The following is a 12666-nucleotide window of genomic DNA, read 5'->3' on the forward strand; positions in this document are numbered from 1 at the left end:
TTGCAAACTAATGGCAAAACGCGCATTCGCCAAGCCCCTTCTACCGCAGTGCACCGCGCATGCCCAATATCGCGCCACGATGCTTGACCCCCTGGCGATCCGCGAGCCATGTTCCCGCCCGTGCACGCGCCAAATCATTCAGGACAAACGCCTGATTCATTCAGCCCTGATTCCCGTCAGGCCTGGACGCGGCTTGTCATTGCGCTGCTGATCGGTTCGATCGGCGGCGTCGGCATGTGGGCGATCGTCGTCATGATTCCCGCGGTGCAGGCCGAATTCGCCGCTACGCGCGGCGCGGTGTCGCTGGCTTTCACGCTGATGATGTTCGGCTTCGGGCTCGGCGGCGTAATCGCCGGCAAGATCACCGACCGGTTCGGCATCGTACCGGCGATGGCGATCAGCATCGCCTTCCTCGGCGTGGCCAACACGCTGGCGGGGCTGTCGACGCAGCTCTGGCAGTTCGTGGCGGCCTATTTCCTGATCGGGCTCGGCACGTCGGCGACCTTCGCGCCGCTGATGGCGGAAGCCTCGCACTGGTTCGAGCGCTATCGTGGGCTGGCCGTGACCATCGTCGCGAGCGGCAATTATTTCGCCGGCACCATGTGGCCGCCGCTCGTGAACTGGGGCATGCAGGAGATGGGCTGGCGCTACACCCATATCGGCATCGGCATCATTTGCGTCAGTCTGATGACGGTTCTCGTGCTTGTGCTGCGCGCGCAGATGGGCGACGACAAGGTCCACGATCACGCCAACGCGCCGCCGCCGCGGGTCGATCTCAAGCTGTCGACCAACACACTGACGGTGCTGCTGTCGATCGCCAGCATCTCCTGCTGCGTCGCCATGGCGATGCCGCAGGTGCATATCGTCGCCTATTGCGGCGATCTCGGCTACGGCGTGGCGCGCGGCGCCGAGATGCTGTCGCTGATGATGGCCTGCGGCATCGTCAGCCGGATCGGCTCGGGCTTCCTCGCCGACAAGATCGGCGGCATCTACACTCTGCTGCTGGGATCGCTGGCGCAGGGCTTTGCGCTGGTGTTCTATTTGTTCTTCGACAGCCTCACCTCGCTCTATCTGATCTCCGCGATGTTCGGCCTGTTCCAGGGCGGCATCGTGCCGAGCTACGCCATCATCGTGCGCGAGGCGATGCCGGCGAGCGAAGCCGCAACCCGCGTCGGCATCGTGATCTTCGCGTCGGTGTTCGGCATGTCCTTCGGCGGCTGGGTGTCGGGCGTCATCTTCGATGCCACCGGCTCCTATGCCGCGGCGTTCGCCAACGGTGTGGCGTGGAACGCGCTCAATATCGGCGTCGTCGTGCTACTGCTGATCCGCTCGCGGATGGGCTCGGTCAAGGCCGGCCCGGGTTTTGCGACTTGAGCGGCTTATCCGCACCGAATCGCGTGGCTACCGTTTCCGCTTCGACGCCGGCTTGGCGGTACGCGCCTTTGCCTTAACACCAGGCTGTACGCGCAAACCATCCACGAACACGTCGAGCATCCGCAGCACCGAGGACTGCCAGCCCGGCTGGTCGTGCATGTAGCACATGCCGATCAGCGCCCTGAGCAAGTCCTCCGGGCTGATATCGCCGCGCATCTGGCCGGCTGCGACCGCGCGGTCGAGCAGCGAGCCGATCGCCTTGGTCAGCCGGTCCATCGAGAACGCGGCGAGCTCCGACGAGCTCTGATAGGTCAGCGCGAGGGCGGCCGACATGCCCTTCTTGGTGGCCACGAATTCGACGGCGGAGCGCAACCAGCGGCGCAGCGCGTCGACCGGATCCTTGGCGCTTCGCAGGTGCTCGGCGAGCTCGCTGAGCTGCTCGACTTCGCGCCGGTACACCGCTTCGAACAGATCTTCGCGCGTGGGGAAGTGCCGATAGAGCGTGCCGATGCCGACGCCGGCGCGTTTCGCGACGGCCTCGAGGCTCGCCTCGGGGCCGCCGGCGCTGAACACGATCTTGGCCGCTTCGAGCACGCGCTCGCGATTGCGCACGGCGTCGGCGCGCGGCTTTCGGGTTTGGTCGGTGTGGTCGTCCATGTCAGGCAATGTAGATCACGAATTGGTTAGATTGAACCCGTAAGCGCGCGCATCACGTTGGTCGCGCACGGTCTTTTGACGAATTCCAAATATTTCCGGGCAGCCCTTGTTAAGCGGAGGGTGCCTCCGTATCTTCGCTCATGTGCCGGCTCGCATCATCTCGCGGCGGCGCGAATTCGGCGGCGGCCACGGCGGTGGCGCACTGCACGAAGACTCATGTCCATTTCTGATCGGAGCCATGTATGAACCACTCCATCAGCCTCACCGTGAACGGTGCGCGGCGCGATGTCGTCCTCGACGATCCGCGCGTCACGCTGCTCGATCTCCTGCGTGAGCGCCTCCATCTCACCGGAACCAAGAAGGGATGCGACCGCGGCCAGTGCGGCGCCTGCACCATTCTCGTCGACGGCAAGCGCATCAATTCCTGCCTCGCGCTCGCCATCAGCCATGACGGCGCCGACATCCTCACCATCGAAGGCCTCGCGCGCGGCGATCAGCTTCATCCCGTGCAGGCAGCCTTCATCGCCCATGACGGCTTCCAGTGCGGCTTCTGCACGCCTGGCCAGATCATGAGCGCGGTCGGCATGATGCGTGAGGCGCAGGCCGGCAACGATCCCGAGCGCATCCGCGAATGCATGAGCGGCAATCTCTGCCGCTGCGGCGCCTATGCCGGCATCGTCGGTGCCGTGCTCGACGCGCAAGGACAGATGGACGAATCCAATCAAAGGCGCTCCGCATGAAACCGTTCGACTATGTCAGGCCTGCTACGGTCAGCGAGGCCGTTGCCGCCGCGGCCCAGCCGGGCGCCGTCTATCTCGCCGCCGGCACCAATCTGCTCGATCTGATGAAGGGCAATATCAGTCGCCCGGATCGTCTCGTCGACGTCACGCATCTCGAAGGCCTCGACCGGATCGAGCGCCTCGCCGACGGCGGCGTGCGTATCGGCGCGCTCGTCAGCAACGCCGACCTCGCGCATGACCCGGATTTTGCCAAGTCATATCCTGCGGTCGCCGAAGCGCTGCTCTCCGGTGCCTCCGCGCAATTGCGCAACGCCGCGACGGTCGGTGGCAATCTCCTGCAACGGACGCGCTGCGCCTATTTCTACGACACCGCCAGCCGCTGTAACAAACGCGAGGCCGGCAGCGGCTGCGACGTCCGCGAGGGCGAGAACCGTGGCCATGCCGTGCTGGGCTGGAGCGAGAGCTGCATCGCCACGCACCCTTCCGACTTCTGCGTGCCGCTAGTCGCACTCGACGCCATTGTCGAGATCGAAGGCAGGAACGGCGGGCGCGAGATCGCGCTCGACGAGCTGCATCGTCTGCCCGGCGATACGCCTGAGCGGGAGTCCGCGCTCGAACCCGGCGACCTCATTGTCGCGGTGCGCCTGCCCCCGACCGCGCGCGACTTTGCGGCGCATGCGCGTTATCTCAAGGTTCGCGAACGAACCTCCTACGCCTTTGCAATCGTCTCGGCCGCGGCCGCATTGCGGATCGAGAATGGCAAGATCGCAGAGGCGCGCCTCGCGCTCGGTGGCGTCGCCGCAAAGCCCTGGCGGGCCCGCGCCGCGGAGGAGGTGCTCAGGAACGTCGCGCCGACGGCCGAGGCCTTCCAGGAAGCCGCCTGGCGCGCGCTGACGGATGCAAAACCGTCCGGCGACAATGCCTTCAAGATCGAGCTGGCGCGCCGCATCGTGGTGCGTGCACTGACCCTTGCCGCAGCCGGAACGCCCGCACGCTTGCCGGCGCTGCCGGCCTCTCCTTTTGCCGCGATCCCTGGAGCCATCCATGCCTGAGCTCAACCTGACCAGCGCGCCCGCCCATCTGCGCCACGGCTCGAACATCGGCCAGCCGCTGACCCGCCGCGACGGCATCCTCAAGGTCAAGGGGCAGGCGACTTACGCCGCCGACAACCATCCGCCCGGCATGCTGTTTGCGGTGATGGTCGTATCGAGCATCGCCCGCGGCCGTGTGGCCTCGCTCGATGTCGAGGCCGCAAAACGCCATCCCGGCGTCGTCGACGTCATGACGCCCGACCACAAGCCGCAGCTTGCGATCGATCCGGAGATCAAGACCAACCCGTTCGTGTTCCGGATGGAGGCGTTGCAGAGCCATGAGGTCCGCTATGCCAATCAGCCGATCGCGGTCGTGATTGCCGAGACGCTGGAGGCGGCGACCGAAGGCGCCGCGCTTCTGGCACCGCGCTATGACGTGCTTCCCGCGCTGGTCGGCCTCGATGCCGGCGAAAGCTTCGTGCCATCAGCGGTTGGTGTCGGCAATCCTGCGGAGCATCACCACGGCGATATCGAGGCAGGCCTTGCCTCGGCCGAGAAGCGGATCGATGCAGTTTACGAGACGCCGCCGCAATATCACAATGCAATGGAGCCGCATGCGATCGTGGCTCATTGGGATGGCGACAAGCTGTCCGTGGACATGCCGACCCAGGGATTGAAGCTGTCGCTCGCGCGCATCGCCGAGTTGTTCGGCATCGCCCACGACAACATCCATATCCGCAGCCCCTTCCTTGGTGGTGGCTTCGGTTCGAAGGGGCTCATGGGCGGTCCGCCGGTGCTCGGCATCATGGCCGCCAAGCTGGTCGGCAGACCGGTCAAGCTCGTGCTGCGCCGTGAGCAGATGTACGGGCCGGTTGGCCATCGCGCACCGACGCGTCAGCGCTTGCGCATCGGCGCCGACGGCGAGGGACGTCTGACCGCGCTCGATCACCATGCCAGAACCGTGTCGAGCACGTTCGACGATTTCTTCGAACCGGCAGCGGATGCCTCGCACACGCTCTATGCGGCGCCTGCGATCCGCACCTCGCATGACGCGGTGCGCGTCAATACTGGCACGCCGCTGTTCATGCGCGCGCCGGGCGAGGCAACCGGCTCGATCGCGCTCGAAAGCGCAATTGACGAGATGGCCTTTGCCTGCGGCATGGATCCGCTGGCCTTCCGCTTTAAGAACTACGCCGAGGTCGAGCCGATCACCGGAAAGCCGTTTTCGTCAAAGGCGCTGCGTGCCTGCTACGAGCAGGGCGCCGCGCGCTTCGGCTGGGCCAAGCGCCCGCTGCAGCCGCGGCAGATGCGCGACGATGCCGGCTTTCTGGTCGGCTGGGGCATGGGCACTGCGACCTTCCCGGCGCTGATGTTCCAGGCCGAGGCGCGCGCGGCGCTCCGTCGTGACGGCTCCGGTGTCATGGAGATCGGCGCGCATGACATGGGGCAGGGCGCCTGGACGGCACTGGCCCAGATCGCAGCGGACCAGCTCGGGCTCGATATCGACCGCGTCGCGTTCAAGGCCGGCTCGTCCGATCTGCCCGACGCGGGCATTGCCGGCGGCTCGGCCCACACGGCAACGGCGGGTGCTGCGATCCACAGCGCCGGTGCGGCCGTGATCGCGAAGCTCGCCGATCTCGCCACCAATGACGAGCGCTCGCCGCTATTCGGCGCCGGCAATGCCGGCGTGATCGCGCGCGACGGCAGGCTGCTGCGTCGTGACGATGAAAGCCGCGGTGAGAGCTACACCGAGATACTCGCGCGCGCGGGCGTTGCCGAGGTCGAGGCCCGCGGCACCGGCGCGCCGAACCCTGCGGCGATGGAGGAATATGCGATGCACGCCCATGGCGTGGTGTTCGCGGAGGTCAAGGTCGATCCTGAGCTCGGCCAGATCCGTGCCACCCGCATGGTCGGCGCCTTCGCGGCGGGACGCATCGTCAATCCCAGGATGGTGCAGAGCCAGCTGTTCGGCGGCATGATCTGGGGTCTGTCCTTCGCGCTGCATGAGGAGGCAATCACCGATCGTCGCACCGGCCGCATCATGAATGCCAATCTCGGCGAGTACCACATCCCCGTGAATGCCGACGTGCCGCCGCTCGACGTGATCACCGTCGAGGAGCACGACCCGCACGTCAATGCGCTCGGGATCAAGGGCGTCGGCGAAATCGGCATCACCGGCAGCGCCGGCGCTGTCGCCAACGCGGTCTGGCATGCGACCGGCGTACGCGTCCGCCGCTTTCCGATCCGGATCGAGGAATTGTTGACCTAAGCGTTGAGACGGCAGGCCGGGCGTGGCTTCCTCGCCCCGCCTCCGTAACACTCCGGGTGGGATCGATCGCGCTTCAGAACGTCGGCGGCGTGCAGGCCGAGATCACTTCGCACGGCTTGCCGCCGACGCAGCGAAAGCGATGCGGGCGCCGGCTCTCGAAATAATAGGCATCGCCCGGGTTGAGGATGCGCCGTTCGTCCTCGACGGTGACTTCCAGCTTGCCGGAGATCACGATACCGCCTTCCTCGCCGTCATGGACCAGGTGGACGCGTCCGGTGTCGCTGCCGGGCTCGTAGCGCTCCTTCAGGATCTGCAGGCTGCGGCCGAACAGATTATCGCCAATCTGGCGGTAGGAGATCGGCTTCTTGCCGACTTCGGTCAGCTCTTCGGCACGGTAGAAGATCTTGCGCCTCGACTCCGGCTCCAGCGCGAAAAACTCGGCGAGCCCCATGGGGATGCCGTCGAGGATGCGCTTGAGCGCGCCGACCGACGGGTTCATCTGGTTGGATTCGATCAGCGAGATCGTCGAATTGGTGACGCCGGCACGCTTGGCCAATTCCCGCTGCGACAGCTTGTGACGCGCCCGGATGAATCGCAGCCGTCCGCCGATGTCGACGCTCATGTCCTAGTCCTAGCCCTGATCCGGTGTTGCAGGTGTTGCGGATCGCGCAAATATGGACCGGCAGCCCCAGCGGAATCAATGGCTTGCAGGCCACTAGAAAAGGACTTGTTGCGCATCTGAAGCCGTGCCTCTGCTAGGTCGTCAGCAAAGGAGCGCGGCCGTGACCCTTCATCAGATTCCGAACACTATCAAGACCGACTCGTTCTGGATGCCGTTCACGGCCAACCGGCAGTTCAAGAAGGCGCCGCGCCTGTTCTCCTCGGCCGAGGGCATGCACTACACCACCGTCGACGGCCGCAAGGTCATCGACGGCTCCGCCGGCCTCTGGTGCGTCAATGCCGGCCATGGCCGCAAGCAGATCGCCGCCGCGGTCGAGCGCCAGCTGATGACGCTGGACTTCGCCCCCTCGTTCCAGATGGGCCATCCGCTCGCCTTCGATTTCGCTGAGCGCCTTGCCGAGATCGCGCCGAAGGGCCTTGATCGCGTCTTCTTCACCAACTCCGGCTCCGAATCGGTCGACACCGCGCTGAAGATCGCGCTCGCCTATCACCGCGCCAACGGCCAGGCGAGCCGTACCCGCCTGATCGGCCGCGAGCGCGGCTATCACGGTGTCGGCTTCGGCGGCACTTCGGTCGGCGGCATGGTCGCCAACCGCCGCGCTTTCACCACGCTGCTGCCGGGCGTCGACCACATCCGTCACACCCACGACCTCACCCGCAACGCCTTCGCCAAGGACCAGCCCGAGCATGGCGCCGAGCTCGCCGACGATCTCGAGCGTCTGGTGGCCTTGCACGGTGCCGAGACCATCGCCGCGGTGATCGTCGAGCCGGTGCCGGGTTCGACTGCAGTCCTGCCGCCGCCGAAAGGCTATCTCAACCGCCTGCGCGAGATCTGCGACAAGCACGGCATCCTCCTGATCTTCGACGAGGTCATCACCGGCTTCGGCCGCCTCGGCACCCCGTTCGCCGCCGATTTCTTCGGAGTCACGCCGGACCTGATGACGACCGCCAAGGGCATCACCAACGGCACCATTCCCTGCGGCGCGGTGTTCGCGAGCCGCAAGGTGCATGACGGCCTGATGGTCGGCCCCGAGAACCAGATGGAGCTGTTCCACGGCTACACCTATTCGGCGCATCCGACCGCCTGCGCCGCCGGCATCGCGACGCTCGACATCTACAAGGACGAAGGCCTGCTCACGCGCGGTGCGTCGATTGCCGAATACTGGCGCGATGGCCTGCATTCGCTCAAAGGCCTGCCGAACGTCGTCGACATCCGCAATTGCGGCCTGATGGGCGCGGTCGAACTCGCGCCGCGCGACGGCGTCGTCGGCGCCCGCGGCTACGACGTCATGGTCGACTGCTTCAACACCGGCCTTTACCTGCGCATGAGCGGCGACAGCTTCGCGATGTCGCCTCCGCTCATCGTTGAAAAGAGCCACATCGACCAGATGGTTGCGATCCTCGGCGACGCCATCAAGAAGGTGGCCTGACAATTGCTCTCGCCGTTGCGGAGTATTGTTCTTGCAGCGGCGAGCGCGATGCCGCGGGAGTCTGACGAAGCGTGAAAGTCCTGATCCTCGGCAGCGGTGTCATCGGTGTCACCTCTGCCTACTACCTCGCACGTGCCGGCCATGAAGTGACGGTCGTTGACCGGCAGCCGGAGCCGGCGCTGGAGACCTCCTTCGCCAATGCCGGCGAGGTCTCGCCGGGCTACTCCTCGCCCTGGGCCGGCCCTGGCGTGCCGGTGAAGGCCATCAAATGGCTCTTGATGAAGCATGGCCCCCTCGTGGTGCGGCCGAAGCTCGATCCCGTCATGTGGGTCTGGCTGCTCAAGATGCTGCGTAACTGCACCAGGGCGCGCTATGCAGTGAACAAGAGCCGGATGATTCCGATCGCGGAATACAGCCGCGACTCCCTGCGTGACCTGCGCCGCGACATCGGCATTCAATATGACGAGCGCGCGCAGGGCACGCTCCAGCTGTTCCGCTACCAGGCGCAGCTCGACGGCACGGCCGAGGACATCGCCGTGCTCAAGCAGTATGGCGTCCCGTTCGAGGTGCTGAGCCGCGAGGGCTGCATCGCGGCCGAGCCGGCCCTGGGCGGTGTGAAGGAGAAGTTCGTCGGCGGGCTGCGCCTGCCGCAGGACGAGACGGGCGACTGCCACATGTTCACGCAGGCACTGGCCAAGAACGCCGAAGCACTCGGCGTGAAGTTCATGTTCAATACCGGGATCGACCGCATCGTCACCGACGGCGCGCGGGTCAGCGGTGTTGCGACCAGCGCCGGCCTGCTGCAGGCCGACGCTTACGTGCTCGCGCTCGGTAGCTGGTCCTCGCGCCTCTTGGCGCCGCTCGGCATCTCGCTGCCGGTCTATCCGGTGAAGGGCTATTCGATCACGGTGCCGATCAAGGACGCCTCGGGTGCGCCGGAATCCACCGTGATGGACGAGAGCTACAAGGTCGCGATCACGCGCCTCGGCAACCGCATCCGCGTCGGCGGCACCGCCGAAATCTCGGGCTATTCGGACAAGCTCTACGACGCACGCCGCGCCACGCTCGATCATTCGTTGACCGATCTGTTCCCGCGCGGCGGCGATCTCTCCAAAGCCACCTTCTGGAGCGGCCTGCGTCCGATGACGCCGGACGGCCCGCCCGTGATCGGCCCGACGCACTACGCCAACCTCCACCTCAACACCGGCCACGGCACGCTCGGCTGGACCATGTCCTGCGGCTCGGGCCGCGTGCTCGCCGACATGCTGTCCGGCAAGAAGCCGGACATTGACGTGAGTGAGCTGTCGGTGGAGCGGTACAAGCACCGGTTTGGCTAAGACTCTCTCCGCGTCATTGCGAGGAGCCCTTGCGACGAAGCAATCCAGACTATCTCGACGGAGAGAATCTGGATTGCTTCGCTGCGCTCGCAATGATGGTATGGAGACGTCGCGGATGTCTTCTGCGGCACGGCGTTTGCTGAGCGCCTTCAGCCCGCTCCCGTCACGCAATTCACCCAGAGCACCACGGCCTTCGCATCCTCAGCCGGGTTCGAAAAGCGATGCGGCCTGCGGCTCGCGAACCGGAAGCTGTCGCCGATCTTCAGTGACCACGTCTCGTTGTCCACCGTCAGCATCATCTCGCCTTCGAGCACGAGACCGGCCTCTTCGCCGTCATGGGTGTAGAGTTCGTCGCCGGTGGAGCCGCCGGGGGCGAGATGCACGAGGAACAGGTTGAGCTTGTTGTCGGCGCTCGCCGGGCTCAGCAATTGCTTGGACACGCCGGTGCGCCAGAGTTTCAGTTCGGGCCGCTGAGGTGCGCGCGTCACCACCTGGTTGGATCCGCCATCGGCGCTCGGGCTTGCGCCGAACAGCGCGGCGATGCCGACGCCGAACACGTCGGCGAGCGTTGCCAGCACCCGGAGCGAGGGTGATGACAACCCGCGCTCGATCTGGCTGAGGAAGCCGATTGACAGCGAGGTGCGCGCGGCGACCGTTTCCAGCGAGAATTGCCTGACGCGCCTGATATCCCTGATGCGGCGGCCGACCGCGATATCCATCGCGGGCTCCTTGGCTTTGGCGACGGCCTTGGTTCTGGCCTGCGGCTTCGCCGGCTTTGCGGCGGCCGGTTTGCGCATTCTTTTGCCACCGCTCACGTCAGATCGCTTCCTTCATGTGCATGAAAACCGCTTGCGTCATCCGCGAAAGTGTGACCAAATTTTCATATTGGTGAAAATAGGCCGAAACAGCCTGGCCCGCAACGTCTGATCCTGACACGCGCCAGTGCCGACATCGGCCGGACCCAAAGGGGGATGCGATGAAGCGTTTTGTCCAGGCCGCGGTCGCGGCACTCGCAATTGCAGTGACGCCGGCCTCGGCGCAACAGGTGCTGAAGGTCGGCTCGACGCCGACGGGCATTCCCTTCACCTTCCTCGACACCAAGACCAACACCATCCAGGGCATCATGGTCGATCTCGTCACCGAGATCGGCAAGGATGCCGGCTTCAACGTGCAGATCGAGCCGATGCAGTTCTCGGCGCTGATCCCGTCGCTGACCTCGAGCAAGATCGACATCATCGCGGCCGCGATGTTCATCACACCGCCGCGCAAGGAGGTGGTCGACTTCTCCGACCCGATCTACACCTATGGCGAAGGCCTCGTCGTGCCGAAGAGCGATACCAAGGCCTATGCTACCCAGGACGATCTCAAGGGCCAGACGGTCGGCGCCCAGGTCGGCACCGCCTTCGTCGACGCGCTGAAGAAGACCGGGCTGTTCGCCGAGGTGAAGGCGTACGACACCATCCCGGACATCCTGCGCGACGTGAACACCGGGCGCCTCAAGGCCGGCTATGCCGACTATCCGATCCTCGCCTACAATCTGAAGCAGGGCGGCTTCCCGGAGGTTCGTCTCGTCGATGGCTACAAGCCCGTCACCGTCGGCTCGGTCGGCATCGGGGTGCGCAAGGGCGAGACTGCGCTGCTCGGCAAGATCAACGCCTCGCTCGCGAAGCTGAAGGCCAACGGCACCATCGACAAGATTCTCGATAAATGGGGCCTGAAGGCGCTGGGCTGATCAAGGCACATCGAAGGCCTGCCGATGAAAGGCTTCTGGCACGACGCCGCCGAGTTCTTCCCGATCCTGATGAACGGCGTCGCGCTGACGATCGTCGTCACGATCGGCTCGCTTCTGCTGTCGACGGTGCTGGGCCTCGTCTGGGCGATGATGCGGGTCTCCGGCATCAAGGCGTTGTCGATGCTCAGCGCCAGCCTGATCAACGTGATCCGCGGCATCCCGATCATCGTGCTGTTGTTCTACCTCTATTTCGTGATGCCGGAGCTTGGCGTCACGCTGTCGGCCCTGCAGGCCGCGATCCTCGGGCTCGGCATCGCCTATTCGGCCTATCAGGCCGAGAATTTCCGCGCCGGCATCGAGGCGATCGACAAGGGACAGATCGAGGCGGCGCAGTCGATCGGCATGGGCTGGTGGCTCACCATGCGCCGCGTGGTGCTGCCGCAGGCGGTCCGCATCGTGCTGCCGCCTTACGGCAACGTCATGATCATGATGCTGAAGGATTCCTCGCAAGCGTCGACCATCACGGTGGCCGAGCTGGCGCTGCAAGGCAAGCTGATCGCCTCCTCGACCTTCAAGAACACCAGCGTGTTCACCCTAGTGGCGCTGATGTATCTCACCATGAGCATCCCGCTGATCCTGCTGGTCCGTCACTTCGAGAAGCGGGCCGGCAAGCGATGATCGAGCTGAACGACGTCCACAAGAGCTTCGGCAAGGTCGAGGTGCTCAAGGGCATCGATGCGTCGGTGCAGAGGGGCGAGGTGGTCTGCATCATCGGCCCTTCCGGCTCGGGCAAGTCGACCATCTTGCGCTGCATCAACGGGCTCGAAAGCTACGACCGCGGTGAGATCAGCGTCGAAGGCTTGAAGGTCGATCGCGACGCGACGTCGATCGTGGCCATCCGCACCCAGGTCTCGATGGTGTTCCAGCGCTTCAACCTGTTTCCGCACCGGACGGCACTGGAGAACGTGGTCGAAGGGCCGCTCTTCGTGAAGAAGGAGCCGCGCGTGCAGGCGCTGGAGCGTGGCCGCGCACTGCTCGCCCAGGTCGGGCTCGCCGAGAAGGCCGATGCGCATCCGCCGCAGCTCTCCGGCGGCCAGCAACAGCGCGTCGCGATCGCGCGGGCGCTGGCGATGCAGCCCAAGGCGATCCTGTTCGACGAGCCGACCTCGGCGCTCGACCCTGAGCTGGTCGGCGACGTGCTCGGCGTGATGCGCAAGCTCGCCGACGACGGCATGACCATGGTCGTCGTCACCCACGAGATGGGCTTTGCCCGCGACGTCGCCGACCGCGTGCTGTTCATCGACGGCGGCGTCATCGTCGAGCAGGGGCCGGCCAAGGCGCTGCTCAATCAACCCCAGCATCCGCGCACGCAGGACTTCCTGCGCCGCGTGCTGCATCCGCTCTGACCGGTCTTT

12 protein-coding genes are annotated in these 12666 nt (G+C 65.5%); 9 read left to right on the plus strand and 3 right to left on the minus strand.

The features are described from left to right. Positions 1–108: 108 nt before the first annotated feature. Complete coding sequence (locus tag BCCGELA001_RS07795; protein ID WP_008561973.1) at positions 109–1374, plus strand: MFS transporter; 1266 nt, start codon at positions 109–111, stop codon at positions 1372–1374. A gap of 27 nt (positions 1375–1401) precedes the next feature. Here BCCGELA001_RS07795 and BCCGELA001_RS07800 read toward each other — a convergent pair whose 3' ends face one another. Beyond that, positions 1402–2031, minus strand: coding sequence for a TetR/AcrR family transcriptional regulator (locus tag BCCGELA001_RS07800; protein ID WP_008561971.1), 630 nt, complete (start codon positions 2029–2031; stop codon positions 1402–1404). A gap of 242 nt (positions 2032–2273) precedes the next feature. On the opposite strand from BCCGELA001_RS07800, the gene BCCGELA001_RS07805 reads away from it, so the two are divergent. From BCCGELA001_RS07805 to BCCGELA001_RS07815, 3 genes are read left to right on the plus strand one after another with little or no spacing between them, the layout of a single operon-like run. After that, positions 2274–2771: a (2Fe-2S)-binding protein gene (locus BCCGELA001_RS07805; protein ID WP_060734994.1), complete on the plus strand. Its 498-nt coding sequence runs from the start codon at positions 2274–2276 to the stop codon at positions 2769–2771. Continuing rightward, positions 2768–3823: an FAD binding domain-containing protein gene (locus BCCGELA001_RS07810; RefSeq protein WP_060734995.1), complete on the plus strand. Its 1056-nt coding sequence runs from the start codon at positions 2768–2770 to the stop codon at positions 3821–3823. Before BCCGELA001_RS07805 ends, BCCGELA001_RS07810 begins: the two co-directional genes overlap by 4 nt. Beyond that, positions 3816–6071: a xanthine dehydrogenase family protein molybdopterin-binding subunit gene (locus tag BCCGELA001_RS07815; RefSeq protein ID WP_060734996.1), complete on the plus strand. Its 2256-nt coding sequence runs from the start codon at positions 3816–3818 to the stop codon at positions 6069–6071. The genes BCCGELA001_RS07810 and BCCGELA001_RS07815 overlap by 8 nt, the downstream gene beginning before the upstream one ends. A 73-nt stretch (positions 6072–6144) precedes the next feature. Here the strand turns inward: BCCGELA001_RS07815 and BCCGELA001_RS07820 are convergent, their stop codons facing one another. Continuing rightward, complete coding sequence (locus BCCGELA001_RS07820) at positions 6145–6693, minus strand: cupin domain-containing protein (RefSeq protein WP_008561958.1); 549 nt, start codon at positions 6691–6693, stop codon at positions 6145–6147. Positions 6694–6853: 160 nt separating this feature from the next. On the opposite strand from BCCGELA001_RS07820, the gene BCCGELA001_RS07825 reads away from it, so the two are divergent. Further along, complete coding sequence (locus BCCGELA001_RS07825) at positions 6854–8182, plus strand: aspartate aminotransferase family protein (protein WP_060734997.1); 1329 nt, start codon at positions 6854–6856, stop codon at positions 8180–8182. 71 nt (positions 8183–8253) lie between these two features. Continuing rightward, positions 8254–9519, plus strand: a complete 1266-nt coding sequence (locus tag BCCGELA001_RS07830) for a D-amino acid dehydrogenase (RefSeq protein ID WP_060734998.1) — start codon at positions 8254–8256, stop codon at positions 9517–9519. 149 nt (positions 9520–9668) lie between these two features. On the opposite strand, the gene BCCGELA001_RS07835 is transcribed toward BCCGELA001_RS07830, so the two are convergent. Beyond that, the gene (locus BCCGELA001_RS07835; protein ID WP_008561931.1) at positions 9669–10316 is read right to left on the minus strand and encodes a helix-turn-helix domain-containing protein; all 648 of its coding nucleotides are present in this window, start codon (positions 10314–10316) and stop codon (positions 9669–9671) included. 179 nt (positions 10317–10495) lie between these two features. On the opposite strand from BCCGELA001_RS07835, the gene BCCGELA001_RS07840 reads away from it, so the two are divergent. Genes BCCGELA001_RS07840 through BCCGELA001_RS07850 form a run of 3 tightly spaced genes read left to right on the plus strand, consistent with a single transcriptional unit; the run spans position 10496 to position 12657 of the window. Beyond that, a complete protein-coding gene (locus tag BCCGELA001_RS07840; protein WP_008561929.1) occupies positions 10496–11251 on the plus strand; it encodes an ABC transporter substrate-binding protein in 756 nt (251 codons plus the stop codon). Positions 11252–11275: 24 nt separating this feature from the next. Further along, positions 11276–11929 carry an amino acid ABC transporter permease gene (locus tag BCCGELA001_RS07845; RefSeq protein ID WP_008561926.1) on the plus strand — a complete coding sequence of 218 codons (654 nt, stop codon included), beginning with the start codon at positions 11276–11278 and terminating at the stop codon, positions 11927–11929. Further along, positions 11926–12657 carry an amino acid ABC transporter ATP-binding protein gene (locus BCCGELA001_RS07850; RefSeq protein ID WP_060734999.1) on the plus strand — a complete coding sequence of 244 codons (732 nt, stop codon included), beginning with the start codon at positions 11926–11928 and terminating at the stop codon, positions 12655–12657. The genes BCCGELA001_RS07845 and BCCGELA001_RS07850 overlap by 4 nt, the downstream gene beginning before the upstream one ends. Positions 12658–12666 lie beyond the last annotated feature (9 nt).

Source organism: Bradyrhizobium sp. CCGE-LA001 (genome assembly GCF_000296215.2).
Classification (GTDB): Bacteria; Pseudomonadota; Alphaproteobacteria; order Rhizobiales; family Xanthobacteraceae; genus Bradyrhizobium.

Bases quoted from the DNA above. Each gene is read 5' to 3' on its own strand.
- BCCGELA001_RS07840 (WP_008561929.1), top strand. From the start codon at position 10,496: ATGAAGCGTTTTGTCCAGGCCGCGGTCGCGGCACTCGCAATTGCAGTG.
- BCCGELA001_RS07805 (WP_060734994.1), top strand. From the start codon at position 2,274: ATGAACCACTCCATCAGCCTCACCGTGAACGGTGCGCGGCGCGATGTC.
- BCCGELA001_RS07800 (WP_008561971.1), bottom strand. From the start codon at position 2,031: ATGGACGACCACACCGACCAAACCCGAAAGCCGCGCGCCGACGCCGTG.
- BCCGELA001_RS07835 (WP_008561931.1), bottom strand. From the start codon at position 10,316: ATGCGCAAACCGGCCGCCGCAAAGCCGGCGAAGCCGCAGGCCAGAACC.
- BCCGELA001_RS07845 (WP_008561926.1), top strand. From the start codon at position 11,276: ATGAAAGGCTTCTGGCACGACGCCGCCGAGTTCTTCCCGATCCTGATG.
- BCCGELA001_RS07850 (WP_060734999.1), top strand. From the start codon at position 11,926: ATGATCGAGCTGAACGACGTCCACAAGAGCTTCGGCAAGGTCGAGGTG.
- BCCGELA001_RS07810 (WP_060734995.1), top strand. From the start codon at position 2,768: ATGAAACCGTTCGACTATGTCAGGCCTGCTACGGTCAGCGAGGCCGTT.
- BCCGELA001_RS07795 (WP_008561973.1), top strand. From the start codon at position 109: ATGTTCCCGCCCGTGCACGCGCCAAATCATTCAGGACAAACGCCTGAT.
- BCCGELA001_RS07815 (WP_060734996.1), top strand. From the start codon at position 3,816: ATGCCTGAGCTCAACCTGACCAGCGCGCCCGCCCATCTGCGCCACGGC.
- BCCGELA001_RS07820 (WP_008561958.1), bottom strand. From the start codon at position 6,693: ATGAGCGTCGACATCGGCGGACGGCTGCGATTCATCCGGGCGCGTCAC.